The organism is Pseudomonas sp. LBUM1649, assembly GCF_059716155.1.
In genome coordinates, this window is the sequence record NZ_CP166807.1 from 3106682 (window position 1) to 3131749 (window position 25068).

A 25068-nucleotide genomic window follows, 5' to 3' on the forward strand; every position below is an offset into this window, starting at 1 on the left:
TCCTGGATACCCCACCGATCCCTGTAGGAGCTGCCGCAGGCTGCGATCTTTTGATGTTGCTTTTGAAAGGGGCATCGAAGATCAAAAGATCGCAGCCTGCGCCGGGACTGTCATAAATTTTGTGTTCGGGCATAACATGTTGAAGAGGTGCATGTATGCCGACCAAAAAGAAACCGGCCCGCGAGGCCCAGCGTGACCTTCCATCCATTCCAAAAGAGCTGATCGACCAGTTCGTGAACGGTCCGATGAGTGCCGAAGCCATTCAGGACGCTTCGATGGCGTTCAAAAAGGCGCTGATTGAACGAGCCTTGGGAGCCGAACTCGGCCACCACCTTGGCTACCCTCAGGGCGCGCAGCGCCCTGAGGAGTCGAGCAACCAGCGTAATGGTAAGAGCGGCAAGACCGTGCTGACCGATGACGGCCCGCTTCGCCTGGACATCCCCAGAGACCGCGATGGCAGCTTTGCTCCGATTCTGATCCCCAAGCACGAGCGCCGCTTTACCGGCTTCGATGACAAGATTATTGCCATGTATGCACGCGGCATGAGCGTGCGCGAGATTCGTGCATTTCTATCGGAGCAATACGGCACAGATGTCTCCCATGACTTCATCAGCTCAGTCACCGATGCAGTTCTGGAAGAGGTCAGTGCTTGGCAGCAGCGACCACTTGAACCCATGTACCCAGTCATTTTCTTCGATGCTCTGCGGGTCAAAATCCGTGACGAGGGGGTGGTTCGCAACAAGGCCATTTACTTAGCCCTGGGCGTATTGCCGGACGGTACACGAGATATTCTGGGCATCTGGATTGAAACGACCGAGGGTGCCAAGTTCTGGATGAAGGTTTTCAATGACCTCAAGACTCGAGGCGTCGAAGACGTTTTGATCGCTGTCACTGACGGACTCAAAGGCATGCCAGAAGCCTTGAGTGCGGTGTTCCCTCAGACGACGCTGCAGACCTGCATCGTCCACTTGATCCGTAACAGCCTTGATTACGCGGCCTGGGATAAACGTCGCGAACTGGCCAAAGCCCTGAAGCCGATTTATCAAGCACTCAACGCTGAAGTTGCCGAGCAGGCTTTAGATGCCTTCGAATCTGGACCTTGGGGTAAACAATATCCAACGGTGGCTGCTGCCTGGAGGCGTGCCTGGGACCGAGTCATCCCGTTTTTCATCTTCCCGCCAGCCATACGAAAAGTGATCTACACCACCAACGCCATCGAGAGCATCAATGCTCAGTTGCGCAAGATCATCAAGACAAGAGGACATTTTCCAACCGATGATGCGGCGACAAAGCTGATCTGGCTGGCACTGCAAAATATCACCGCCAATTGGGGCAGTCCGGCCCATGACTGGAAGAACGCAATGAATCAGTTCGCGGTTTTGTACGGAGATCGATTCATCAGGCCAACTTGGTGAAATGAAGGCCTGCCTTACGGCAGGCTGTTACCGGCCCGCACACAAAAAATCTGACACTCTCCCTGCGGCAGCTCCTACAGGGGAGTGCGGCGTGCGCCGTTTTTGTGCACCGACACATGACAATTTGTATCCACCCATAGGTCACCGGACCATTTCGTGGTTAACTTCGACCTCTTCAAAATTCTTCACACCAACGTTCAGAAGGACTCCGTTCATGGCTCAAGTCACTCTTAAAGGCAACCCGGTTCAAGTCAACGGCCAACTGCCTCAAGCCGGTTCCAAGGCGCCAGCCTTTTCCCTGGTTGCCGGCAATCTGTCCGACGTCACCCTGAAAGACTTTGCCGGCAAGCGCAAAGTGCTGAACATCTTCCCAAGCGTCGACACCCCGACCTGCGCCACTTCCGTGCGCAAGTTCAATGCCCAGGCCAACGATGTCGCCAACACCGTGGTGCTGTGCATCTCCGCTGACCTGCCGTTCGCCCAGGCCCGCTTCTGCGGCGCCGAAGGCCTGGAAAACGTGCAGAACCTGTCGACCCTGCGCGGTGCCGAGTTCATCGAGAACTACGGCGTTGCCATCGCTGACGGCCCGCTGAAAGGCCTGACCGCCCGCGCCGTGGTGGTTCTGGACGAGAACGACAACGTGTTGCACAGCGAGCTGGTCAAGGAAATCGCTGAAGAACCGAACTACGAAGCAGCGCTCGCCGCTCTGAAATAAGTAAAACATTACAATTGTTAACGGCCTGGCCCTGTCCAGGCCGTTTTCATTTGTGTTTCAGTGTCTTGGATAAATCTCCTGTTACGTAAGCCGAAGGTAAATTGCCGGTAAAGGCGCTTTGCTTAAGACCCGCCAGTGCTTATCGTTCAGCCTCATGTAAAACAAGCCCACGCGCCCAATGGTTGATCACTCAATGCAATCCTCCGCTTCCCGTAGTCCTCGTCGCTGGCTGTTTGGCCTGCTTGTCCTGTTGGTCATCGCCGCCCTGTGCTGGAAATTCTGGCCCGGCAGCGCTGCGCCGAAAGAGGGCACGGGACAAAAAGCCGTGGCCGGACACACCGGCAAGGCGGGCGGGATGCGTCCGGGTTTCGGCGGCGCGTCTGGTCCGGTTCCGGTACGTGTCGCGTCGGCGGTCAAGGGTGACTTCCCGCTGTACTACAAGGCGCTGGGCACGGTGACCGCGCTGAACACCATCAATGTTCGCAGCCGCGTCGGCGGCGAGCTGATCAAGATCTCTTTCGAGGAAGGGCAGATGGTCAAGGCGGGCGATTTGCTGGCTGAAATTGACCCACGTCCTTACCAGAACGCCTTGCTCCAGGCTGAAGGCACCTTGCTGCAGAATCAGGCGCAGTTGAAGAATGCCCAGGTGGATGTCGAGCGTTATACCGGCCTGTACCGCGAGGACAGTATCGCCAAGCAAACCCTGGACACCGCCGTAGCACTGGTCGGTCAGTTCCAGGGCACGGTCAAGACCAATCAGGCGGCGGTCAACGACGCCAAACTCAATCTCGAGTTCACCAAAATCCGTGCGCCAATCGCCGGTCGCGTCGGCCTGCGACAGCTCGACGTCGGCAACCTGGTGGCGGCCAACGACACCACGGCGCTGGCGATCATCACCCAGACCCAGCCCATCAGCGTCGCCTTCACCCTGCCGGAAAACAGTCTCGACGTGGTGCTGGCTCGCTATCGCAGCGGCGCCAAACTTCCGGCCGAGGCCTGGGATCGCGGCGATACCAAGCTGCAAGCCACCGGCGTTCTGCAGAGCCTGGACAACCAGATCGACGTCACCACCGGCACCCTGAAATTCAAGGCGCGCTACGAGAACCGCGACCAGGCGCTGTTCCCCAATCAGTTCGTCAATGTGCGCCTGTTGGCGGACACCCTCAAAGGCGTGGTGCTTGCGCCATCGGCCGCGATCCAGTTTGGCACCAACGGCACGTTCGTCTATGCCCTGGACGGCGACAAGAAGGTCAAGATTCGGCAGTTGAAAATCGGCGCCAGTGATGGCGAAAACACCGTAGTCACCGAAGGCCTCAGCGCCGGTGATCGCGTGGTACTGGAGGGCACCGACCGCTTGAAAGACGGCAGCGACGTGGAAGTGGTCAACGACCCGCAGCAAGTGCCGACCAGTCCTGCTGGCCATCTGCAAGGTGGATCGGCGACCAACACCACTGAGCCGGCGCCTGCGGACAAGGCGAAAAAGGGCGGCGCATGAATCTCTCGCGGCTGTTCATCCTTCGCCCGGTAGCGACTACCCTGAGCATGCTGGCCATTATCCTGGCCGGCGTGATCGCCTATCGCTTGCTGCCGGTGTCGGCCTTGCCTCAGGTCGATTACCCGACTATTCGCGTCATGACCCTGTATCCCGGCGCGAGCCCGGATGTCATGACCAGCGCCGTGACCGCGCCGCTCGAGCGCCAGTTCGGGCAGATGCCCGGCCTGACCCAGATGGCGTCCACCAGCTCCGGCGGCGCCTCCGTGTTGACCCTGCGTTTCAGCCTCGACATCAACATGGACGTCGCCGAACAGCAGGTGCAGGCCGCGATCAATGCCGCGACCAACCTGTTGCCCAAGGATTTGCCGGCACCGCCGGTGTACAACAAGGTCAACCCGGCCGACACGCCGGTGCTGACCCTGGCCATCACCTCCAAAACCATGCTGCTGCCCAAGCTCAACGACCTGGTCGACACCCGCATGGCGCAGAAAATCGCCCAGATCAGCGGCGTCGGCATGGTCAGCATTGCCGGAGGCCAGCGTCAGGCCGTGCGGATCAAGGTCAACCCCGAAGCCCTGGCGGCCAACGGCCTGAACCTGGCGGACGTGCGCACCCTGATTGGTGCGTCCAACGTCAACCAGCCCAAGGGCAACTTCGACGGCCCGACCCGGGTCTCGATGCTCGATGCCAATGATCAACTGACCTCGCCCAAGGACTACGCCAACCTGATCCTGGCCTACGCCAATGGCGCGCCGTTGCGGCTCAAGGACGTGGCGGAAATCGTCGACGGTGCCGAAGACGAGCGCCTGGCCGCATGGGCCAACGAAAACCAGGCGGTGCTGCTGAACATCCAGCGTCAGCCCGGGGCCAACGTCATCGAAGTGGTAGACCGGATCAAGGCCTTGCTGCCGAGCATCACCGACAACCTGCCGGCCGGCCTTGACGTCACGGTGCTGACCGACCGCACCCAGACCATCCGCGCCTCGGTCACGGACGTACAGCACGAACTGCTGATCGCCATCGCCCTGGTGGTGATGGTCACCTTCCTGTTCCTGCGCCGGGCCAGTGCCACGATCATTCCGTCGGTGGCCGTGCCGCTGTCGCTGATCGGCACCTTCGGCGTGATGTACCTCGCGGGCTTTTCGGTCAACAACCTGACCCTGATGGCCCTGACCATCGCAACCGGCTTCGTGGTGGACGATGCGATCGTGATGCTGGAGAACATTTCCCGATTCATTGAAGAGGGCGACAGTCCGTTGAACGCGGCGCTCAAGGGCGCTAAGCAGATCGGCTTCACCCTGATCTCCCTGACCCTGTCGCTGATCGCCGTGCTGATCCCGCTGCTGTTCATGGCCGACGTGGTGGGGCGGCTGTTCCGCGAATTCGCCATCACGCTGGCGGTGGCGATCCTGATTTCCCTGGTGGTGTCCCTGACCCTGACGCCGATGATGTGCGCGCGGTTGCTCAAACGTGAACCAAAGGAAGAAGAACAGGGCCGTTTCTATCGGGCCAGTGGCGCAGCAATTGATTGGATGATCGCGGCTTACGGACGCAAGTTAAAGTGGGTTCTCAAACATCAACCCCTGACGCTGCTGGTGGCCATCGGCACTCTGGCGTTGACGGTGTTGCTGTACATGGTGGTGCCCAAGGGCTTTTTCCCGGTGCAGGATACCGGGGTGATCCAGGGCATTTCCGAGGCACCGCAGTCGATTTCCTTCGCAGCGATGAGCGAGCGTCAGCAGGAACTGGCCAAGGTGATCCTGGCTGACCCGGCGGTCGAGAGCCTGTCGTCCTATATCGGCGTCGATGGCGACAACTCGACGCTCAACAGCGGCCGACTGCTGATCAACCTCAAATCCCACAGCAACCGAGACCTGAGCGCGACGCAAGTGATCGCTCGCTTGCAGCCGGAGCTGGACAAACTGGTCGGCATTCGCCTGTTCATGCAACCGGTGCAGGACCTGACCATCGAAGATCGGGTCAGCCGTACGCAGTACCAGTTCAGCATGTCGTCGCCGGATTCCGAGCTGCTCAGCCAGTGGAGCGGACGTCTGGTCGAAGCGCTGGCCCAGCGGCCGGAACTGACCGATGTCGCCAGCGACTTGCAGGATAAAGGCTTGCAGGTCTATCTGGTGATCGATCGCGACGCCGCGTCGCGGGTCGGGGTGTCGGTGTCGAACATCACCGACGCGCTGTACGACGCCTTCGGTCAGCGGCAAATTTCCACCATCTACACCCAGGCCAGCCAATACCGCGTGGTGTTGCAATCGCAGTCCGGCGAGAAGATCGGCCCGCAGGCGCTGGACCAGATCCACGTCAAGACCACCGATGGCGGGCAGGTGCGCCTGTCGAGCCTGGCGCATATCGAAGAGCGCCAGGCGCAACTGGCGATCACCCACATCGGCCAGTTCCCGGCGGTGATGATGTCGTTCAACCTGGCCCCTGGCGTGGCGCTGGGGCATGCGGTAGAGATCATCGAGCAGGTGCAGCAGGACATCGGCATGCCGATCGGCGTGCAGACCCAGTTCCAGGGCGCGGCCGAAGCGTTCCAGGCGTCGCTGTCGAGCACCTTGCTGCTGATTCTGGCGGCGGTGGTGACCATGTACATCGTGCTGGGCGTGCTCTACGAGAGCTACATCCACCCGATCACCATTCTTTCGACCTTGCCCTCGGCGGCGGTCGGCGCCTTGCTGGCGTTGATCCTCAGTGGCAATGACCTGGGGATGATCGCGATCATCGGCATCATCCTGCTGATCGGCATCGTGAAGAAGAACGCGATCATGATGATCGACTTCGCCCTCGACGCCGAACGCAATCAGGGAATGGACCCTGAAACGGCGATCTATCAGGCGGCATTGTTGCGTTTCCGGCCGATCCTGATGACCACCCTGGCGGCCTTGTTCGGCGCGGTGCCATTGATGCTGGCCACCGGTTCCGGCGCGGAATTGCGTCAACCGCTGGGGCTGGTGATGGTCGGCGGCTTGCTGTTGAGTCAGGTGCTGACCCTGTTCACCACGCCGGTGATCTACCTGTACTTCGACCGTCTGGGTCGGCGCTGGGGTCGCAAGCCTGAGCCAGTGGAAGCGGTAGAGCAGCCATGAACCTCTCCGGACCTTTCATCAAGCGCCCGGTCGCGACCATGCTGCTGAGCCTGGCGATAATGTTGCTGGGCGGGGTCAGCTTCGGCCTGTTGCCGGTCTCGCCCTTGCCGCAAATGGACTTCCCGGTGATTGTGGTCCAGGCCAGCCTGCCTGGCGCCAGCCCGGAAGTCATGGCTTCCACCGTGGCCACGCCGCTTGAGCGTTCCTTCGGCGCCATCGCCGGAGTCAACACCATGAGCAGCCGCTCCAGCCAGGGCTCGACCCGGGTCATCCTGCAATTCGACCTGGACCGCGACATCAACGGCGCGGCGAGGGAAGTGCAGGCGGCGATCAACGCCTCGCGCAACCTGCTGCCCAGCGGGATGCGCAGCATGCCGACCTACAAGAAGGTCAACCCGTCCCAGGCGCCGATCATGGTGCTGTCGCTGACGTCGGACGTGCTGGAAAAAGGCCAGCTCTATGACCTGGCGTCGACCATCCTGTCCCAGAGCCTGTCGCAAGTGCAGGGCGTCGGCGAAGTGCAGATCGGCGGCAGCTCCTTGCCAGCGGTGCGCATCGAGCTCGAACCCCAGGCGCTCAACCAGTACGGCGTGGCCCTGGATGATGTGCGCAATACCATTGCCAATGCCAACGTGCGCCGGCCCAAGGGTTCGGTGGAGGACGGCCAGCGGCTGTGGCAGGTGCAGGCCAACGATCAACTGGAAAAAGCCAAGGACTACGAGTCGCTGATCATCCACTACGCGGACGGCGCAGCCCTGCGGCTCAAGGATGTGGCCAAGGTCAGCGACGGCGTCGAGGACCGCTACAACAGCGGTTTCTTCAACGACGATTCGGCGGTACTGCTGGTGATCAACCGCCAGGCCGGCGCCAATATCATCGAGACAGTCAATGAGATCAAGGCCCAGTTGCCGGCGTTGCAGGCCGTGCTGCCGGCCAGCGTCAAGTTGAACCTGGCCATGGACCGCTCGCCGGTGATCAAGGCCACGCTGCACGAAGCGGAAATGACCTTGCTGGTCGCCGTGGCGCTGGTGATCCTGGTGGTGTTCCTGTTCCTCGGTAACTTCCGCGCGTCGCTGATCCCGACCCTGGCGGTGCCGGTGTCGCTGGTCGGCACCTTTGCCGTGATGTACCTCTACGGTTTCTCGCTGAACAACCTGTCGCTGATGGCGTTGATCCTGGCCACCGGGCTGGTGGTGGACGATGCCATCGTGGTGCTGGAGAACATCTCCCGGCACATCGATGCGGGAGTGCGACCGATGAAGGCGGCGTACCTCGGCGCCCAGGAAGTCGGCTTCACCTTGCTGTCGATGAACGTTTCGCTGGTGGCGGTGTTCCTGTCGATCCTGTTCATGGGCGGGATCATCGAGAGCCTGTTCCGCGAATTCTCTATTACCCTGGCGGCGGCCATCGTGGTGTCGCTGGTGGTCTCGCTGACGTTGACGCCGATGCTCTGTGCCCGCTGGCTCAAGCCGCACACGCCGGGCCAGGAAAACCGCCTGCAGTGCTGGAGTCAGCGGGCCAACGAATGGATGGTCGGCAAATACGCCACCAGCCTCGATTGGGTGCTGCGCCATCGGCGCCTGACACTGCTCAGCTTGTTCGTGACAATCGGCGTGAATATTGCGCTGTATATTGTTGTTCCTAAAACATTTCTTCCACAGCAAGATACCGGCCAGTTGATCGGGTTCGTGCGTGGCGACGACGCTCTGTCGTTCACCGTGATGCAGCCGAAAATGGAGATCTTTCGCCGCGCCGTGCTCAAGGACGAAGCGGTGGAAAGCGTCGCCGGTTTCATCGGTGGCAGCAACGGCACCAACAACGCGTTCATGCTGGTGCGCCTGAAACCGATCAAGGAGCGCAGTATTTCCGCGCAAAAAGTCATCGAACGCCTGCGCAAGGAAATGCCCAAGGTCGCCGGCGCGCAACTGATGCTGATGGCCGACCAGGACCTGCAGTTTGGCGGTGGCCGCGAACAGACCTCGTCGCAGTATTCCTACATCCTGCAAAGCGGTGACCTGGGAGCGCTGCGCGAGTGGTATCCGAAAGTGGTGACCGCACTCAAGGCGCTGCCGGAACTGACCGCGATCGATGCCCGGGAAGGCCGGGGCGCCCAGCAGGTGACGCTGATCGTCGACCGCGACCAGGCCAAGCGCCTGGGCGTGGACATGGACATGGTCACGGCGGTGCTCAACAACGCCTACGCCCAGCGGCAGATTTCGACCATCTACGACAGCCTCAACCAGTATCAGGTGGTGATGGAGGTCAATCCGAAGTACGCCCAGGACCCGATCACGCTCCAGCAGGTGCAGGTGATCACGGCGGACGGCGCGCGGATCCCGCTGTCGACCATCGCCCACTACGAGAACAGCCTGGCAGACGATCGGGTCAGCCATGAAGGCCAGTTCGCCTCTGAAAGCATTGCCTTCGACATGGCCGAAGGCGTGACCGTGGAGCAGGGCAGCGCCGCCATCGAGCGGGCGATTGCCTCCGTGGGCCTGCCGGAGGACGTCATCGCGAAAATGGCGGGCACCGCCGACGCCTTCGCCGCGACCCAGAAGAGCCAGCCGTGGATGATCCTTGGCGCGCTGGTGGCGGTGTACCTGGTGCTGGGCGTGCTGTATGAAAGCTACATTCATCCGCTGACCATTCTCTCGACCTTGCCTTCGGCGGGTGTCGGCGCATTGCTCTCGATTTATGCCCTGGGCGGTGAGTTCAGCCTGATCTCGTTGCTCGGCCTGTTCCTGCTGATCGGCGTGGTGAAGAAGAACGCCATCCTGATGATCGACCTGGCGTTGCAGCTCGAGCGCCATCAGGGCATGGCACCGCTGGAGTCGATTCGCAACGCCTGCCTGCAACGTTTGCGGCCGATCCTGATGACCACCCTGGCCGCGATCCTCGGCGCCTTGCCGCTGTTGCTGAGCCGCGCTGAAGGAGCGGAAATGCGCCAGCCGCTGGGCCTGACCATCATCGGCGGGCTGATCTTCAGCCAGGTGCTGACCCTTTACACCACCCCGGTGGTCTACCTCTATCTCGATAAACTGCGCCATCGCTTCAACCGCTGGCGCGGGGTGCGTACCGATGCTGCTCTGGAAACTCCGCTATGACTGACCCATCGCTGTTCAACCTGGCTACACCACTGATCAGCGCCCGCGGCTCGCGGTTGCTGAGCCTGTCGCTGTGCGTGGCGATGCTCAGTGCCTGCGCCATTGGCCCGGATTACCAGCGACCGCAAACTGCAGAGCCTGCGCAGTACAAGGAAGCGGCCGGCTGGCGTCAGGCCAACCCGAGCGATTCCCTGACCCGCGGTGCGTGGTGGGAGCTGTACGGCGATCAGCAACTCAATGGCTTGATCGAGAAACTCAACAGCGCCAACCAGACCGTTGCCCAGTCCGAAGCCCAGTACCGCCAGGCCCAGGCCTTGGTTCGCAGCGCCCGGGGCGTGTTTTTTCCGACGGTGGACCTGACCCTGGGGAAAAACCGCTCCAGCCAGGGCACCGGCAGCAGCAGTTCCAGCCTGACCAGTTCGTCCAGCGGTATTCGCGACACCTACACCGCCCAGGCGGGGGTCAGTTGGGAGGCGGATGTCTGGGGCAAATTGCGCCGCGGTCTTGAAGCCGACACCGCCAATGCCCAAGCGAGTTTTGCCGACCTGGCGGCGATGCGCCTGAGCCAGCAATCGGAACTGGTGCAGAACTACCTGCAATTGCGGGTGATCGATGAGCAGAAACGCTTATTGGAAGCGACCGTCGAGGCCTACCAGCGCTCGCTGAAAATGACCGAAAACCAGTACCGCGCCGGGGTTTCCGGCAAGGACGCGGTGGCCCAGGCCCAGACGCAACTCAAGGGCACCGAGGCGGACATGGTCGATCTGATCTGGCAACGCGCCCAGTTCGAAAACGCCATCGCCGTGCTGATCGGCTTGCCACCGGCCGAATTCAGCCTGGCGGAAACGCAGAGCATCCCGGCCTTGCCAGAGGTGCCACTGAGCCTGCCTTCGCAATTGCTGGAACGCCGCCCTGACATTGCCTCGGCAGAACGCTCAGTCATCGCCGCCAACGCCAACATCGGCGTGGCCAAGGCCGCTTATTACCCGGACCTGACCCTGAGTCTGAACGGTGGCTACAGCAGCAGCACGTCGAAAGACCTGTTCAGCCTGCCGAATCGATTCTGGTCGGTCGGCCCGCAACTGGCCATGACCTTGTTCGACGGTGGGCAGCGTTCGGCAGAGGTGGACCGCAGCGAAGCGGCCTACGACGAAACCGTGGCCAAGTACCGCCAGACCGTACTCGACGGCTTCCGCGAGGTGGAGAACTATCTGGTCCAGCTCAAGGTGCTGCAAGACGAAGCCGTGGTGCGACAACAGGCACTGGACGCGGCCCGTGAGTCGTTGCGCCTGACCCAGAACCAGTACAAGGCGGGGGTGATCGCCTACCTGGATGTGGTGGTGGTCCAGGCCGCGGCATTGAGCAATGAACGCAGCACCCTGGACCTGATGCAGAGCCGCTTGATCGCCAGTGTGCAGTTGATTGCGGCACTGGGCGGTGGCTGGGATGGGCAACTTCAGGTGGGCGATACCCACTGATCACCGACCCTCACTGTAGGAGCGAGCATGCTCGCGATGGTCGTCAACGATAACGCGGATTGTCTGGATGCCCGCGTCATTGTTAACGACCATCGCGCGCATGCTCGCTCCTACAGGTGCCAGTTCGGTTCGATGGAGTTAAAGTAAAACCTTAAAACAAGCGTTTCAACGAGTTGCTGGCCTTTTGCTCATTTTGTGAGTGCGTTCTCATTTGGAATCAGTACAATCGCCGCATTTACACCTCCGAGAATGGAAGCAGTACGGGGGTGATTGCGAGACACCTCCATGCTCATCGGTAGTTATTCCCCAACGCTGGTCATCATTTCGCTCTGTGTGGCAATCCTCGCGTCATACACCGCACTTGACCTGACCGGGCGCATTGCCACGGCCAAGGGCCGGGCGGTGCATTGCTGGACGGCTGGCGGTGCGTTTGCCATGGGTGTCGGTGTGTGGTCGATGCATTTCATCGGCATGCTCGCATTCAAGCTGCCCATCGACCTGGGTTACGACCTCTCCATCACCTTGCTGTCGCTGTTGATCGGCATCCTGTCGTGCGGCTTCGCCCTGTGGCTGGTCAGTCACGCGCAGTTACCGGCCTGGCAGCTGGCGCTCGGTGCGCTGGTCATGGGCGCCGGGATCAGTGCCATGCATTACACGGGCATGGCGGCCATGCGCATGCAGCCGGGTATCGATTACGACCCGACGCTGTTCAGCGCATCGTTGTTCATTGCGGTTGGCGCCTCCGGCGCTGCACTCTGGATTGCCTTCCGCCTGCGCCAGCACACGCCTTATGTACGCCTGATCCGCGGTGGCGCGGCGGTGATCATGGGCATGGCCATCGTCGGCATGCACTACACCGGCATGGCCGCCGCGCAATTCCCCCCTGGCAGTTTTTGCGGCGCAGCCGTCAACGGTCTGAGCGGCAACGGCCTCGATAACCTGGTACTGATCACCACCCTGGCGGTATTGAGCATCGCCTTGCTGACCTCGATCCTCGATGCGCGCCTGGAAGCCCGAACCTCCAACCTTGCCCAGTCGCTGACCGAAGCCAACCGCGAACTGACCCAACTGGCCTTGCACGACACGCTGACCGGCCTGCCGAATCGGGTGTTGCTGGCCGACCGCATCGATCAGGGGATGTCCAGGGTCGACACCGAGGGTGGTTGTGTGGCGTTGATGTTCATCGATCTCGATGGCTTCAAACCGGTCAATGACGCCTTCGGTCACCATATGGGCGACCAGTTGCTGCGTGAAGTCAGCCTGCGCCTGCGTGAAGACTTGCGTGGCCAGGACACCCTGGCGCGCATCGGAGGCGATGAGTTCGTGCTGCTGGTGCAATTGAGCGAGCCGGACGACGCGATGAACCTCGCAGCCCGACAAGTTAGCTTGATCGCCCGTTCATTCCGGGTGGCCGAACATGATTTGCAGATCTCCGCCAGCGTCGGCATCGCCCTGTATCCGGGCAATGGCCAGACCGCTCAGGAATTGCTGATGAACGCCGATGCGGCGATGTATCACGCCAAGGGTACGGGCAAGAACGGTTACAGCTTCTTCGATGCCTCGATGAACAGCAACGCGCGCAAGCAGCTGCAATTGCTGCAAGACCTGCGCAATGCCGTGGACCAGAACGAGTTCAGCCTGCACTACCAGCCCAAATTCGATGCCAACAACGGCCGTCCGTTGGGGGCCGAAGCGTTGTTACGCTGGGAGCATCCGACCCAGGGCATGCTGCTGCCGGACAAATTCATCGAGCTGGCGGAGAAGACCGGGCTGATCATTCCCATCGGCGAATGGGTCCTCAACGAAGCCTGCCGCCAAATGCGCGAATGGTATGTGCTCGGCTACACCGACTGGCGCATCGCGGTTAACCTCTCGGCCTTGCAGTTCTGCCACGTAGGCCTGGTGCAGAGCGTCGCCAAGGCGCTGGCCACCCACCATTTGCCGGCCAACAGCCTGACCCTGGAAATCACTGAGACCACGGCCATGAGCGATGCCGATGCAAGTATGACGGTGCTGCAGGAGCTGTCGGATATGGGTGTTGACCTGTCCATCGATGACTTTGGTACCGGCTACTCGAGCTTGATGTACCTCAAGCGCCTGCCAGCCAACGAGCTGAAAATCGACCGTGGTTTCGTGCGTGACCTGGAACGTGACAGCGATGACGCCGCCATCGTTTCAGCCATTGTCGCCCTCGGCCAGGCACTGGGCTTGCGGATCGTCGCCGAAGGCGTGGAAACGGGCTCGCAGCAGGACTTCCTGACCCAGCTCGGTTGCGATTCGTTGCAGGGCTATCTGCTGGGGCACCCGTTGCCGGCCGAACGCTTCATGAAAGAAATTCACCGCTCCGAGCAATTGGCGTTGGCTTGATCTGACGGGACCGATGACGGTCCCATGCAAAATCCGCCAATGGCGGTTATTCTTCCCCCCGACTGCATAGGCTTGAAAGAGGGAAGTTTGCATGGACAAAGTCATCGTCATCACCGGTGGAAGTCGCGGTATCGGTGCCGCTACTGCGCTGTTGGCCGCTAAACAAGGCTATCGGATCTGCATCAACTACCTGGCTGATGAACAGGCGGCGCAAACGGTGCTGGACCAGGTCCGCGCCTTGGGTGCCCAAGCCATCGCCGTGCGCGCCGACGTCAGCATCGAAGACGAAGTCGTCGCCTTGTTCAACCGGGTGGACAGCGAGCTGGGTCGAGTCACGGCGCTGGTGAACAACGCCGGCACCGTCGGGCAAAAATCCCGGGTCGACGAAATGTCCGAATTCCGCATCCTCAAAATCCTCAAGACCAATGTGTTGGCGCCAGTACTCTGCGCCAAACACGCCATCTTGCGCATGTCGCCCAAACACGGCGGGCAGGGCGGCAGCATTGTCAACGTATCCTCGGTCGCCGCGCGATTGGGCTCACCTAATGAGTACGTCGACTACGCAGCCTCCAAGGGGGCGCTCGACACCTTCACCATTGGCCTGTCCAAGGAAGTGGCGGGTGAGGGGATTCGGGTGAACGCCGTGCGTCCGGGCTATATCTACACCGATTTCCATGCACTGAGCGGTGATCCGGATCGGATCAGCAAGCTGGAATCGGCGATTCCGATGGCACGCGGCGGGCGGCCGGATGAAGTGGCGGAGGCGATTGTGTGGTTGTTGTCCGACAAGGCTTCTTATGCAACCGGGACTTTTGTTGATTTGGGTGGCGGGCGTTAGAGCTTCAGATTTGCATCGTTGAATCGGACCCCTTCGCGAGCAGGCTCGCTCCCACAGGTGACCGCGTAACCCTGTGGGAGCGAGCCTGCTCGCGAAAGCGGTCTATCAAACAACACAAAAACTTCAGAACGACCGCACAATCCGGCCCAACGTCTCCATCGCCTTCTCCGCCGCCTCATCCCAGGGGCTTCCATAATTCAACCGAATGCAATTCCTGAAACGCTGCGTCGGCGAAAAAATCGGCCCCGGCGCAATGCTGATCCCCTGCGCCAGCGCCATCTGGAACAACTTCAACGAATCCATCTGCTCGGGTAATTCCAGCCAAAGGAAGTAGCCGCCAGCTGGTTGGCTGACGCGGGTTTGCGCCGGGAAATAGCGGGCAATGGCCGACAGCATGGCGCTTTGCTGTTCCTCCAGGGCATAACGCAGTCTGCGCAAATGACGGTCATAACCGCCGTGCTGCAGGTAATCGGCAATCGCGGCCTGGGCGGGCATCGACGCGCAAAGGGACGTCATCAGTTTCAGGCGTTCGATTTTCTGCGCATAACGCCCGGCAGCCACCCAACCAATGCGGTAACCCGGAGCCAGGCTCTTGGCGAAAGAGCCACAGTGCATCACCAATCCTTCGGTATCGAACGCCTTTGCAGGTTTGGGCGCCTGTTGACCGTAATAGAGTTCGGCGTAAACATCGTCTTCGATCAACGGCACCTGATGGACGCGCAGCAATTGCACCAGTTCGCGTTTTTTCGCTTCGGGCATGGTCGCGCCCATGGGGTTCTGGAAGCTGGTCATGCACCAGCAGGCCTTGATCGGGTGGCGTTCCAGGGTTTGCGCGAGCACGCCGAGGTCGATGCCGTCGCGCGGGTGCACGGGGATTTCCACGGCCTTGAGTTTCAAGCGTTCCAGCACTTGCAGGCAGGCGTAGAACGCCGGGGCTTCGATGGCCACCAGGTCGCCGGGTTGCGTCACGGCTTGCAGGCACAGGTTCAGCGCTTCCAGCGCGCCGTTGGTGATCAGCAACTCTTCCATGGGCAGCATCAAGCCGCCGACCATGTAGCGCAGGGCAATTTGCCGGCGCAGTTGCGGGTTACCCGGCGACATGTCGGTGACCACCATGCGCGGATCCATCTCGCGGCTGGCACTGGCCAGCGATCGCGACAGGCGTTGCAGCGGAAACAGGGTCGGGCTGGGGAATGCCGAGCCGAAGGCTACGGTGTTCGGGTCCTTGATCGATTCGAGGACCGAGAACACCAGTTCGCTGACGTCGACTTCGGTGGATTCATTGACCTGGCTGCTGATCACCGGCTCGGAAAACGGCCGTGGTGCATGGGCGTTGACGAAGTAGCCGGAGCGCGGTCGGGCGCGAATCAGACCGCGACGCTCAAGCAGGTAATACGCCTGGAACACCGTGGACGGGCTGACCCCATAGGTCTGGCTGGCGTAGCGCACCGACGGCACGCGCTGGCCGGGCCCGAGAACGCCGGTGCGGATCAGTTCAGCGATGTCGTCGGCGAATTTTTCGTAGCGTTTCATCTTGGGTCCGAATTGATTGCATTCTGGTAGACCGGGTCGTCTTCTTTCGCGATCAGGCTCGCTCCCACAGGAATTGCGTTGTTCTTGTGGGAGCGAGCCTGCTCGCGAATGGCAGCACCGCAGTTTAAAGGCTCAACGATTCATCGGCGCAACAAACCGGCTCTTCGCCTCGCTAAAGATACCCGGCTCATCGCTGTCGACGATCTTGAAGATGATGCTCTGCGAGCTGCTGCTCGGCCGTTCGGTCGTCATCGCCACCGACACCGGCACATCGACAATCTCACCGGGCGCCAGGCTCAATTCGGTCTTGCCCTGCAGCTGGAAGCCATCGCCATCAACCAGTGTCAGGCGGTAGTCCTGGCGTTGCTGGGTCTTGTTGATGACCTTGAGGCTGTAGATGTTTTCGATCTGCCCCTGGCTGTTCTCGCGGAACAGGCCGCGGTCCTTGCTCACGTCCAGCGACACCATCGGCCGCTCCATCAGCGCGACGGCCAGCGCAACGATCATCACCAGTAGTACGGCGGTGTAACCAATCAATCGTGGCCGCAACAGGTGTGTCTTGCCGCCTTGCAACTGGCGCTCCGAGGTATAGCTGATCAGCCCGCGCTCGTAGCCCATCTTGTCCATGATCGAATCACAGGCGTCGATGCACGCCGCGCAACCGATGCATTCCATCTGCAAGCCGTCGCGAATGTCGATGCCGGTCGGGCAGACCTGCACGCAGAGCTGGCAATCGATGCAGTCACCCAGGCCGACCTCGGCCGGCTTGACCTCGCGCTTGCGCGGGCCGCGGTTCTCGCCACGGGCCACGTCGTAGGAAATGGTCAGGGTATCCTTGTCGAACATCACGCTCTGGAATCGCGCATACGGACACATGTGCATGCACACCGCCTCACGCAGCCAGCCGGCGTTGATGTAGGTGGCACCGGTGAAGAACAGCACCCAGAACAGGCTGGCGCCGTTCATGTGCAGGGTCAGCAGTTCTTCGGCCAACGGGCGGATCGGCGTGAAATAGCCGACGAAGGTCAGACCGGTCAGCAGGCTGATGGCCAGCCACAAGGTGTGTTTGGCCGAGCGGCGCATCAATTTGTTCAGCCCCCAGGGCGCCGCTTGCAGTTTGATCCGCTGGTTACGTTCGCCTTCGGTGATCTTTTCGCACCACATGAAAATCCAGGTCCAGGAACTTTGCGGACAGGTGTAGCCGCACCAGACCCGGCCGGCGAACACGGTAATCGCGAACAGGCCGAACGCGGCAATGATCAGCAGCGCCGAGAGCAGGATGAAATCCTGCGGCCAGAACGTCGCGCTAAAAATGTGGAATTTGCTTTCAGAAAGATCCCAAAGCACCGCCTGGCGGCCACCCCAGTTCAACCACACCGTGCCGAAGAACAACAGAAACAGAAAGCCCGCGCCGCTGATGCGCAGGGAACGGAACAGGCCGGTGAAGCTACGGGTGTGGATCAGGTTGTCGCTGGACTTGGCCTTCATCTTTGGACGCGAAGGCTCGAAAGTCTTGACTAAGGGGGCGCTTTCTACGGTTCGGACGGGGATTCTATCGCTCATGGTCTTTCGCTCATCAGCCTCCATCAGGCAGGAGCACTATGAGCGGCGATCTGTTTGCATAACAGACTCAGGTATTGCTTTAAAAACCGGATCAGATGCGCTCGGCAGTCCTGCCTGCGACAAGTTGTTGCACCTGTTGCGGCGGGACCCGGGCGCCTATATCAGAGGCTTGCGGGCCTTGTTGATCCGGGTCAGTCAAATCACCGAATCACTGTCGGTGGCCTTCAAATGCCGGCGACCGTCCACCGCACCTGCTACGGTCAAAGCGTCGGCTTCTGCTTCGGTGATGTAGACGCGTTGGCCGTCGAGGTCGACCGCCGACATGGCTTTGTCCTCGTCAGTAATGATGGTCACATCGGGACACAGGCGAATTTCCTCGCCGTTTTCGGTGACAAAGAAGCAGGCCTCGTTCTCGATGCGGACGGTCATGACGTGATCCTTGTTTTTCAAGACTGATGAAGCATTAGGCTATGGGCACCCACCATCGTTCTGTGCAACTGATTAATGGTCGACGCGGTCCATCCTCCATGACCCTTTACAAGACTCCTGACAAAGGAAAGCGCCATGAACGCCTGGTTGCATGAAGTCTGGGTGACCCTGCAAGCCGAATTCGCCGACATTGGCGATGCCTCGCAATTGACCCGAATCACCGTGCGCCTGTTGATGGCCGCGGTGCTGGGCGGCATTCTCGGTTTCGAGCGCGAGCACAAGGGCAAGGCGGCGGGCGTGCGCACCCATATGCTGGTGGCGCTGGGCGCGGCGTTGTTCGTGCTGGTGCCACAAATGTCCGGCTCCCAGGCCGACGCCATGAGCCGGGTCGTTCAGGGGGTGATCGCCGGGATCGGCTTCCTCTGTGCCGGCACCATCCTGAAAAACCAGGAAGGCGATGAAGGCGACGTCAAAGGCCTGACCACCGCCGCCGGCTTGTGGATGACCGCCGCCATCGGCGTGTCTGCCGGGTTGGGAAGGGAGGCGACGGCGGTGTTGAGTACGTTCTTGGCGTTGGTGATTCTCGGTGTGATGCCCAGAATCGTGAAGATGCTGGATAAAGACAAAGACCAAGCCCAACTGTAGGAGCGAGCATGCTCGCGAAAAACCAGAGAACGCCTCGGGGTGTCAGGCTGCCAGCGTTATCGTTCACGCCCATCGCGAGCATGCTCGCTCCTACAAGGGGTTGCTCGTCGCTCGAGGATCTCATGCTGGCTATAGTCGAAGTCACGATTCAGCCGACAATTATCCAGCTCCTTGAGAATCGAACTTCTAGCGTCCTCTCGAGGACTCCGTTCGGTATGGAAGCAGAGAAATTCGTAGTTGAGGATTTTCAAAGCGAGGCCAGCCGTCGACGATGGGTTCACGGATAAGCGCGTTTTCCGATGCGCTTGCTCTTTCTGTGAATCTGCTGACGTTAAAAAAAGTGTTCATAGCTGGCCGTACTCAAGGTGGGTGACGTAGTCGCTATGTAAAGCCCTGGGAAAATTCTCGTAAATCGCCCCAGTGGCAAAAAAAATCACTTCAGGACTGGTCCTACGCACTCGCAGGAAAGGTCATTCGGTTTTTTCCTTCGATCGTTCCCCCGGCGAGGCAGGGGAGCGATCAACTGTCTTCATTCAGGAGTCACAATCACCGGTGGCATCGTCGTTGGTGGCTCTTCCCTGGGTGGCGGGTTGCTGCCCGGCGGTTCCTGCTCGGGCACAGGCTGCGGGTCGCTGGGTGGTATCACCGGGTTATCGATGTTCGGATCGGGGGTTTCGGCCGGGAATGGATTGTTCATCTTTCTTGCCTCCAGTGGCACATGGCGTGAGTCGTGCTTAAGTTGGTTGACCACTGCGCAAAGGATTTGATTCAGACAATTGCCGATGAACTTTTGCCGACGGCCGTCGCTCGGAACCTAAGTGAGTTCATTCGGTGAGGGACTGACCGATGTGGATGACAATCAGACACGAGAGCGTCCTTGGGGCGTAAGGAGAGATGCTCAATGACGGCTGAAAAACCTGGTGAATTGAGCTACAACCCGCACATCCCGCTGTCGCAGGCGTTGTTGTTGCCGCGAATCGTGATCGAAAACACTATGCCGACCCTTGATGGCGGGCAGTTCGCCGTCAAGGCCGTAGCAGGCCAGGATGTGGTGGTGACCAGCAAGGTATTTGCCGACGGTCACGACAAGCTGGCGGTGCGGATACGCTGGCAGGCCGATGGCGACGAGGTCTGGCACAGCGAGGTCATGGCCGAGCTGGGCAACAATGGCTGGCAGGGACGGTTTCGCGTGCAAGAGCAGGGGCGCCATGTCTTCTGTATCGAGGCCTGGATCGATCAGTTCGCCAGTTTCCGCTATGAACTGGAAAAAAAACATAACGCTGGCGTTCCTGTCAGCCTGGAACTGCAAGAAGGTCGCGTTCACGTTCAGCAAGCCGCCGAACGCGCGGAAGGAAAACTGAGCGAGCAATTAGCCGCGTTGCACCACGAACTGTCGGGGCTGCTGGAAACCGAGCAGGTCGCTCTGTTTTTGCACCAGCGCAGTGCCGAGCTCATGTCTCAGGCCGATCATCGCGCTTACCTGAGCCTCAGTCCCGAGTACCCGGTCGATGTCGAGCGTGAGCTGGCGCAGTTCGCCAGTTGGTATGAACTGTTCCCGCGTTCGATCACCGACGATCCAGCGCGACACGGCACTTTCAACGATGTGCATTCACGGCTGCCGATGATCCAGGACATGGGCTTCGACGTGTTGTACTTCCCACCGATCCACCCGATCGGACGCAGCTATCGCAAAGGTCCGAACAATTCCCTGAGCGCAGGCCCCGACAATCCAGGCAGCCCCTATGCCATCGGCAGCGAAGAGGGCGGCCATGAGGCGATTCACTCGCAACTGGGCACGCGCGAAGACTTCCGCCGCCTGGTGGCAGCAGCGGCGGAATACGGACTGGAAATCGCCCTCGACTTCGCTATCCAGTGTTCTCAGGACCATCCTTGGCTGCAGCAGCATCCGGGCTGGTTCAACTGGCGCCCGGACGGCACGATCAAGTACGCGGAGAACCCGCCGAAAAAATACCAGGACATCGTCAATGTCGACTTTTATGCCGTCGAGGCGATTCCCAGCCTGTGGGTCGAGTTACGCGATATCGTCGTGGGTTGGGTGCTGGAGGGCGTGAAGCTGTTTCGCGTCGACAATCCGCACACCAAACCGTTGCCGTTCTGGCAATGGCTCATCGCTGATGTGCGGGCGCTGTACCCCGACGTGATTTTCCTCGCCGAGGCGTTCACCACCCCGGCGATGATGGCGCGGCTGGGCAAGGTCGGTTACTCCCAAAGCTACACGTACTTCACCTGGCGCAACACCAAGCAGGAACTGGCCACCTATTTCACCGAACTCAACGAGTCGCCGTGGCGCGAGTGCTACCGGCCGAATTTCTTCGTCAATACACCGGACATCAACCCGGCGTTCCTGCATGCATCCGGTCGCCCCGGTTTTCTGATTCGCGCAGCGCTGGCAACGATGGGCTCGGGTTTGTGGGGCATGTACTCCGGCTTTGAACTGTGCGAGTCCGCGGCGATTCCCGGCAAGGAAGAATACCTCGACTCCGAGAAGTACGAAATCCGACCCAGGGACTTCAACGCACCCGGCAACATCATTGCCGAGATCGCCCAACTCAACCGCATCCGCCGGCAAAATCCGGCGCTGCACACGCATCTGGGCCTCACGGTCTATAACGCCTGGAACGACAACATCCTGTACTTCGGCAAGCGCAGCGCCGACGGCAGCAATTTCATTCTGGTGGCGGTCAGCCTTGATCCGCACAACGTTCAGGAGGCGAATTTTGAATTGCCGTTGTGGGAAATGGGCTTGCCGGACGATGCCGTCACCCAGGGCGAAGACTTGATGAACGGCCATCGCTGGACCTGGCACGGCAAGTACCAGTTCATGCGCATCGATCCGACGCTACAGCCGTTCGGGATCTGGCGGATTACCCCCTAGCACATGATCGTTCCCATGCTCCGCGTGGGAATGCAGCCCGTGATGCTCCGCGTCACTGGACGCAGAGCGTCCCTAGAGGCATTCCTTTGCTGCGCATGGGAACGATCTGCGTCAGGGCGTTCTTTCGAATTCAACAGGAGTTTCAAATGGCGAAAAAACCCAAGGCAGCCACCTTCATCAAGGACCCTCTCTGGTACAAGGACGCGGTCATTTATCAAGTTCACGTCAAATCCTATTTCGATTCCAATAACGACGGAATCGGCGATTTTCACGGCCTGATCGCCAAACTCGACTATATCGCCGACCTCGGCGTCAACACCATCTGGCTGTTGCCGTTCTACCCCTCGCCGCGTCGCGACGACGGCTATGACATCGCCGAATACCGCGGCGTGCACAGCGATTACGGTACCATGGCCGACGCCAAGCGGTTCATCGCTGAGGCGCATAAACGCGGTTTGCGGGTCATCACCGAACTGGTCATCAACCACACCTCGGATCAGCACGCGTGGTTCCAGCGCGCACGCAAGGCCAAGAAAGGTTCGGCCGCGCGGGATTTCTATGTGTGGTCCGATGACGATCAAAAATACGACGGCACGCGCATCATCTTTCTCGACACCGAAAAATCCAACTGGACCTGGGACCCGGTGGCCGGCCAATACTTCTGGCACCGCTTCTACTCGCACCAGCCCGATCTGAATTTCGACAACCCGCAGGTCATGAAAGCGGTGCTGTCGGTCATGCGCTACTGGCTCGACATGGGCATCGACGGATTGCGCCTCGACGCGATCCCGTACCTGATCGAGCGCGACGGCACCAATAACGAGAACCTGCCCGAAACCCACGACGTCCTCAAGCAGATCCGCGCCGAAATCGACGCCCATTACCCGGACCGCATGCTGCTGGCCGAGGCCAATCAATGGCCGGAAGACACGCAACTGTATTTCGGCGACACCGATAAGAAAGGCCTGAACGGCGACGAATGCCACATGGCGTTTCACTTCCCGTTGATGCCGCGCATGTACATGGCGCTGGCCCAGGAAGATCGTTTTCCGATCACCGACATCTTGCGCCAGACCCCGGAGATCCCGGCCAATTGCCAATGGGCGATTTTCCTGCGCAACCACGATGAGTTGACGCTGGAGATGGTCACCGACAGAGAACGTGACTACCTGTGGAATTACTACGCGGCTGACCGTCGGGCGCGGATCAACCTGGGGATTCGCCGGCGTCTGGCGCCGCTGATGGAGCGTGATCGTCGGCGCGTGGAGCTGCTCAACAGCCTGTTGCTGTCGATGCCCGGCACGCCGACCTTGTACTACGGTGACGAGATCGGCATGGGCGACAACATCTACCTCGGCGATCGCGACGGTGTGCGCACGCCGATGCAGTGGTCGATCGACCGCAACGGCGGGTTCTCCCGCGCCGACCCTGCCAGCCTGGTGCTGCCGCCGATCATGGACCCGCAATACGGCTACCTGTCGGTCAATGTCGAAACACAGGCCGGCGATCCGCATTCGCTGTTGAACTGGACCCGGCGCATGTTGACGGTGCGCAAGCAGTCCAAGGCGTTCGGCCGCGGCACCTTGAAAATGCTCTCGCCGAGCAATCGTCGAGTGCTGGCCTATACCCGTGAATACACCGGGCCTGACGGCAAGCACGAAATCATTCTGTGCGTGGCCAACGTTTCGCGCAGCGCCCAAGCCGTGGAGCTGGACCTGTCGGCGTACGTCGGCATGGTGCCGGTGGAGATGCTTGGCGGTAACGCGTTTCCACCCATTGGCCAATTGAGTTTCCTCCTGACCCTGGCGCCCTACGGTTTCTACTGGTTCGGCCTCGCCGCAGAGAACCAGATGCCGAGCTGGCACGTGGAACCGGCGCAAAGCCTGCCGGACTTCACCACGCTGGTGCTGAAAAAACGCATGGAAGAACTGCTCGAAGCGCCATCGCGCGCCACGCTGGAGCAGGGCATCCTGCCGAACTGGCTGCAGAACCGCCGCTGGTTCGCCGGCAAGGACGCGGCCATCGAACAGATCAATCTAGCCTACGGTGTGCGATTTGGTGATGCGCAGCATCCGGTGTTGTTGAGCGAAATCGAAGTCACCGGCGGCGGCCAGACCAGCCGCTATCAACTGCCGTTCGGCTTCATTGCCGAAGACCAGGTCGGCGCGGCATTGCCCCAGCAATTGGCCCTGTCGCGTGTGCGCCGTGGCCCGCAGGTCGGCTTGATCACGGATGCTTTCAGCCTGGAAAACTTTATCCGCGCGGTGTTGCAAGGCATGCACAACCACACGGTGTTGCCTTCGGATGGCGGCGAGATCCGTTTCGAACCCACGGCCGAGCTGGCCAAACTGGGCCTGACGGCGGAGTCGGATGTGCGTTACTTGTCCGCCGAGCAATCCAACAGTTCGGTGGTGGTGGGCAACAGCCTGGTGTTGAAACTGATCCGCAAGGTCGCATCGGGCGTGCACCCGGAACTGGAAATGAGCGCCTACCTGACCGCTGCCGGCTTCGGCAATATCTCGCCGCTGTTGGGCGCGGTGGTGCGTCGCGATGCGGCGGGCGAAGACAACCTGCTGATGATCGCCCAGGGTTACTTGAGTAATCAGGGCGATGCCTGGGAGTGGACCCAGAACAACCTTGAGCGGGCGTTGCGCGACGAACTAGCGGACGCCATGTCCGAGCAGGAACAGCACTACAACGCGCTTGGCGAGTTGAAGGATTTCGCCGCCATGCTCGGCCAGCGCCTGGGTGAAATGCATCAGGTGCTGGCGGCTTCGAGCGAAAACCCTGACTTTGATCCGCACATCACCACGCCAAAGGACGCGTCGGCGACGGCCAAGGATGTTGTGGCACAAATCGAGCATGCGCTGAAGTTGCTCAAGCAGCATCAAAATGAACTGAACCCGGCGGACAAAACCCTGGTCAGCCGTTTACTGGAGCATAAAAAGGCCATTCTCGACCATGTCCAGGAGCTGGCCAAAAAGACCGCGGGTGGACTGCGGATTCGCGTACATGGTGACTTGCACCTCGGCCAGGTGCTGGTGATCAAGGGCGATGCGTACCTGATCGACTTCGAAGGCGAACCGGCGCGACCACTGCCGGAACGACGGGGCAAGCACAGCCCGTACAAGGATGTCAGTGGTGTGCTGCGCTCCTTCGACTATGCGGCGGCCATGACCATCAACGTGCATAACGTTGATAACACAGCCCATGCCCAGGTAGCTCGCCAGCGGGTGGGCGATCGCTATTTGAGTGAGGCAAAACAGGCATTTATCCATGCTTATCGGCTGGCGGCAGCTACGCTTGGCCATGCGTGGCAAGATTCGGATGGCGAAGATGCCGCATTGGCATTGTTCGGTCTGGAGAAGGCGGCGTATGAAGTGGCCTACGAGGCGGAAAATCGCCCCGCCTGGCTGCCCGTGCCGTTGCACGGTTTATATGGATTATTAAGTGGGCTTAAACCCTTTTCCGATCTTGGTGGAGAGTAGT

15 protein-coding genes are annotated in these 25068 nt (G+C 60.4%); 11 read left to right on the plus strand and 4 right to left on the minus strand.

Annotated features, from left to right (window positions below):
- Positions 1 to 155: 155 nt before the first annotated feature.
- From ACA058_RS14490 to ACA058_RS14525, 8 genes are all read left to right on the plus strand, one after another.
- Positions 156 to 1415, plus strand: coding sequence for an IS256 family transposase (locus ACA058_RS14490; RefSeq protein ID WP_497635083.1), 1260 nt, complete (start codon positions 156 to 158; stop codon positions 1413 to 1415).
- A 214-nt stretch (positions 1416 to 1629) separates the two neighbouring features.
- Positions 1630 to 2130: a thiol peroxidase gene (gene tpx / locus ACA058_RS14495; RefSeq protein WP_056855499.1), complete on the plus strand. Its 501-nt coding sequence runs from the start codon at positions 1630 to 1632 to the stop codon at positions 2128 to 2130.
- Between the two features lie 178 nt (positions 2131 to 2308).
- Positions 2309 to 3625, plus strand: a complete 1317-nt coding sequence (locus ACA058_RS14500) for an MdtA/MuxA family multidrug efflux RND transporter periplasmic adaptor subunit (RefSeq protein WP_497639681.1) — start codon at positions 2309 to 2311, stop codon at positions 3623 to 3625.
- Positions 3622 to 6726: an MdtB/MuxB family multidrug efflux RND transporter permease subunit gene (locus ACA058_RS14505; RefSeq protein WP_497639682.1), complete on the plus strand. Its 3105-nt coding sequence runs from the start codon at positions 3622 to 3624 to the stop codon at positions 6724 to 6726. Before ACA058_RS14500 ends, ACA058_RS14505 begins: the two co-directional genes overlap by 4 nt.
- A complete protein-coding gene (locus ACA058_RS14510) occupies positions 6723 to 9830 on the plus strand; it encodes an efflux RND transporter permease subunit (protein ID WP_497639683.1) in 3108 nt (1035 codons plus the stop codon). The genes ACA058_RS14505 and ACA058_RS14510 overlap by 4 nt, the downstream gene beginning before the upstream one ends.
- Positions 9827 to 11308 (plus strand): efflux transporter outer membrane subunit, encoded by a 1482-nt coding sequence (locus ACA058_RS14515; RefSeq protein WP_497639684.1) that lies wholly within the window; start codon positions 9827 to 9829, stop codon positions 11306 to 11308. The genes ACA058_RS14510 and ACA058_RS14515 overlap by 4 nt, the downstream gene beginning before the upstream one ends.
- Before the next feature lie 285 nt (positions 11309 to 11593).
- On the plus strand, positions 11594 to 13675 hold the full coding sequence (locus tag ACA058_RS14520; RefSeq protein WP_497639685.1) for a putative bifunctional diguanylate cyclase/phosphodiesterase: 2082 nt from the start codon (positions 11594 to 11596) through the stop codon (positions 13673 to 13675).
- Between the two features lie 91 nt (positions 13676 to 13766).
- Positions 13767 to 14513 carry an SDR family oxidoreductase gene (locus ACA058_RS14525; protein WP_497639686.1) on the plus strand — a complete coding sequence of 249 codons (747 nt, stop codon included), beginning with the start codon at positions 13767 to 13769 and terminating at the stop codon, positions 14511 to 14513.
- Between the two features lie 123 nt (positions 14514 to 14636).
- On the opposite strand, the gene mapR is transcribed toward ACA058_RS14525, so the two are convergent.
- From mapR to ACA058_RS14540, 3 genes are all read right to left on the minus strand, one after another.
- Positions 14637 to 16046, minus strand: coding sequence for a GntR family transcriptional regulator MpaR (gene mapR, locus ACA058_RS14530; protein ID WP_497639687.1), 1410 nt, complete (start codon positions 16044 to 16046; stop codon positions 14637 to 14639).
- 132 nt (positions 16047 to 16178) lie between these two features.
- On the minus strand, positions 16179 to 17609 hold the full coding sequence (ccoG, locus tag ACA058_RS14535) for a cytochrome c oxidase accessory protein CcoG (RefSeq protein ID WP_497639688.1): 1431 nt from the start codon (positions 17607 to 17609) through the stop codon (positions 16179 to 16181).
- Positions 17610 to 17804: 195 nt separating this feature from the next.
- On the minus strand, positions 17805 to 18038 hold the full coding sequence (locus tag ACA058_RS14540; protein ID WP_497639689.1) for a DUF3203 family protein: 234 nt from the start codon (positions 18036 to 18038) through the stop codon (positions 17805 to 17807).
- Positions 18039 to 18173: 135 nt separating this feature from the next.
- On the opposite strand from ACA058_RS14540, the gene ACA058_RS14545 reads away from it, so the two are divergent.
- Positions 18174 to 18683 (plus strand): MgtC/SapB family protein, encoded by a 510-nt coding sequence (locus tag ACA058_RS14545; RefSeq protein WP_497639691.1) that lies wholly within the window; start codon positions 18174 to 18176, stop codon positions 18681 to 18683.
- Positions 18684 to 19212: 529 nt separating this feature from the next.
- Here the strand turns inward: ACA058_RS14545 and ACA058_RS14550 are convergent.
- Positions 19213 to 19380 carry a hypothetical protein gene (locus ACA058_RS14550; protein WP_162837839.1) on the minus strand — a complete coding sequence of 56 codons (168 nt, stop codon included), beginning with the start codon at positions 19378 to 19380 and terminating at the stop codon, positions 19213 to 19215.
- Between the two features lie 204 nt (positions 19381 to 19584).
- On the opposite strand from ACA058_RS14550, the gene ACA058_RS14555 reads away from it, so the two are divergent.
- Together ACA058_RS14555 and treS are read left to right on the plus strand one after the other, a co-directional pair.
- Complete coding sequence (locus tag ACA058_RS14555) at positions 19585 to 21579, plus strand: alpha-1,4-glucan--maltose-1-phosphate maltosyltransferase (RefSeq protein WP_497639692.1); 1995 nt, start codon at positions 19585 to 19587, stop codon at positions 21577 to 21579.
- Positions 21580 to 21725: 146 nt separating this feature from the next.
- Complete coding sequence (gene treS / locus ACA058_RS14560) at positions 21726 to 25067, plus strand: maltose alpha-D-glucosyltransferase (protein ID WP_497639693.1); 3342 nt, start codon at positions 21726 to 21728, stop codon at positions 25065 to 25067.
- Position 25068 lies beyond the last annotated feature (1 nt).

Bases quoted from the DNA above. Each gene is read 5' to 3' on its own strand.
- ACA058_RS14490 (WP_497635083.1), top strand. From the start codon at position 156: ATGCCGACCAAAAAGAAACCGGCCCGCGAGGCCCAGCGTGACCTTCCA.
- tpx (WP_056855499.1), top strand. From the start codon at position 1,630: ATGGCTCAAGTCACTCTTAAAGGCAACCCGGTTCAAGTCAACGGCCAA.
- ACA058_RS14500 (WP_497639681.1), top strand. From the start codon at position 2,309: ATGGTTGATCACTCAATGCAATCCTCCGCTTCCCGTAGTCCTCGTCGC.
- ACA058_RS14505 (WP_497639682.1), top strand. From the start codon at position 3,622: ATGAATCTCTCGCGGCTGTTCATCCTTCGCCCGGTAGCGACTACCCTG.
- ACA058_RS14510 (WP_497639683.1), top strand. From the start codon at position 6,723: ATGAACCTCTCCGGACCTTTCATCAAGCGCCCGGTCGCGACCATGCTG.
- ACA058_RS14515 (WP_497639684.1), top strand. From the start codon at position 9,827: ATGACTGACCCATCGCTGTTCAACCTGGCTACACCACTGATCAGCGCC.
- ACA058_RS14520 (WP_497639685.1), top strand. From the start codon at position 11,594: ATGCTCATCGGTAGTTATTCCCCAACGCTGGTCATCATTTCGCTCTGT.
- ACA058_RS14525 (WP_497639686.1), top strand. From the start codon at position 13,767: ATGGACAAAGTCATCGTCATCACCGGTGGAAGTCGCGGTATCGGTGCC.
- mapR (WP_497639687.1), bottom strand. From the start codon at position 16,046: ATGAAACGCTACGAAAAATTCGCCGACGACATCGCTGAACTGATCCGC.
- ccoG (WP_497639688.1), bottom strand. From the start codon at position 17,609: ATGAGCGATAGAATCCCCGTCCGAACCGTAGAAAGCGCCCCCTTAGTC.
- ACA058_RS14540 (WP_497639689.1), bottom strand. From the start codon at position 18,038: ATGACCGTCCGCATCGAGAACGAGGCCTGCTTCTTTGTCACCGAAAAC.
- ACA058_RS14545 (WP_497639691.1), top strand. From the start codon at position 18,174: ATGAACGCCTGGTTGCATGAAGTCTGGGTGACCCTGCAAGCCGAATTC.
- ACA058_RS14550 (WP_162837839.1), bottom strand. From the start codon at position 19,380: ATGAACAATCCATTCCCGGCCGAAACCCCCGATCCGAACATCGATAAC.
- ACA058_RS14555 (WP_497639692.1), top strand. From the start codon at position 19,585: ATGACGGCTGAAAAACCTGGTGAATTGAGCTACAACCCGCACATCCCG.
- treS (WP_497639693.1), top strand. From the start codon at position 21,726: ATGGCGAAAAAACCCAAGGCAGCCACCTTCATCAAGGACCCTCTCTGG.